At 63.4% G+C, this 1,518-nt stretch carries 1 protein-coding gene; it reads left to right on the top strand.

The window, feature by feature from the left end; genetic code table 11:
• Positions 1-52 precede the first annotated feature (52 nt).
• Positions 53-1,518 (top strand): trimethylamine monooxygenase (locus A5784_RS10915; RefSeq protein WP_232006006.1); only part of this gene is annotated, 1,466 nt, incomplete at its 3' end.

Genomic DNA, 1,518 nt, shown 5'->3' with positions numbered 1-1,518 from the left:
TCATGGCGTTGGGTTTCAACGTTCCACGATATTGTATGAAGAGGATTGAATCATGACTTTGCGAGTCGGAATTATTGGTGCGGGTCCCAGTGGGCTGGCGCAGTTGCGGGCGTTCGAGTCGGCGCGGCAGAAGGGGATCGCGATCCCGCAGATCACCTGCTTTGAGAAGCAGGATGACTGGGGTGGGCAGTGGAACTACGGCTGGCGCATCGGGTTGGACGCCTATGGCGAGCCGGTGCATTCCAGCATGTACCGCCACCTGTGGTCCAACGGCCCCAAGGAGTGCCTGGAGTTCTCCGATTACTCCTTCGACGAGCATTTCGGCCGCCCCATCTCCTCGTTCCCGCCGCGCGCGGTGCTGGTCGATTACATCAAGGGCCGGGTGGAGAAGTCCGATGTGCGCAAGTACGTCCAGTTCAACACCGTCGCCCGGCACACCAGCTTCAACGAGGACACCCAGGAATTCACCGTCACCGTGGAGAACCTGAAGACCAACCAGACCCACACCCATGTGTTCGACAAGCTGGTGGTGGCCACCGGGCACTTCCACGTGCCCGCGGTCCCGGAGTTCGAGGGCATCAAAACCTTCCCCGGGGAGGTGCTGCACGCCCACGACTTCCGCGGTGCCGAACGCTTCGCCGGCAAGCGGCTGCTGATGATCGGCAGCAGCTACTCGGCTGAGGACATCGGCATGCAGGCCCACAAGATGGGCGCGGCCTCGATCACCATGAGCTACCGCACCAACCCGATGGGCTATCACTGGCCGTGGAACACCGTGGAACGCCCCCTGGTCACCCGCTTCGAGGGCAACACCGCCTACTTCAGCGACGGCACCCAGGACGATTTCGACGCGGTCGTGCTGTGCACCGGATACCAGCACAAGTACCCGTTCCTGCCCAGCGAACTGTCGCTGTCCTCGCCGAACGTGCTGTACCCGGCCAACCTGTACAAGGGGGTGGTCTGGCAGCAGAACACCAACCTGTTCTACCTGGGCGCCCAGGACCAGTACTACACGTTCAACATGTTCGACGCCCAGGCCTGGTTTGCCCGCGATGTGATGACCGGGGTGATCGAGCTGCCCGATTACGACAAGCGTGAGGCCGATATCGAGCTGTGGCTGGAACGCCAGGCCGCGCTGCCCGATCATGATGCCGAGGCGGAGTTTCAGACCGAGTACGTGCGGGAGCTCATCGATGCCACCGACTACCCGTCCTTCGACCTGGATGCGGTGTGCCAGTTGTTCAAGGACTGGATGCACAACAAGCACGTCGACATCCTGGGCTACCGCGATGCCCAGCATCGGTCGGTGATCACCGGCACGCTCTCGGAAAAGCATCACACCCGCTGGCTCAACGCGCTGGATGACTCCCTGGAGCGTTACCTCAACGGGCCCTCCCAGGACGACACCCACGCCCCGGCCGGGCTGACCGACCGCCACCGCGGTGGACACGACGAGGCCACCGGCCCCGGCGCCGGACCCTCGCTGGTGCACCACACCGAAGTCCTGCACACCCGGCC

It is taken from the genome of Mycobacterium sp. 852013-50091_SCH5140682 (assembly GCF_001665685.1).
GTDB lineage: Bacteria > Actinomycetota > Actinomycetes > Mycobacteriales > Mycobacteriaceae > Mycobacterium.
The sequence above is the reverse complement of the archived record's forward strand: the minus strand, read 5'-3'. Positions and strand labels throughout refer to the sequence as shown.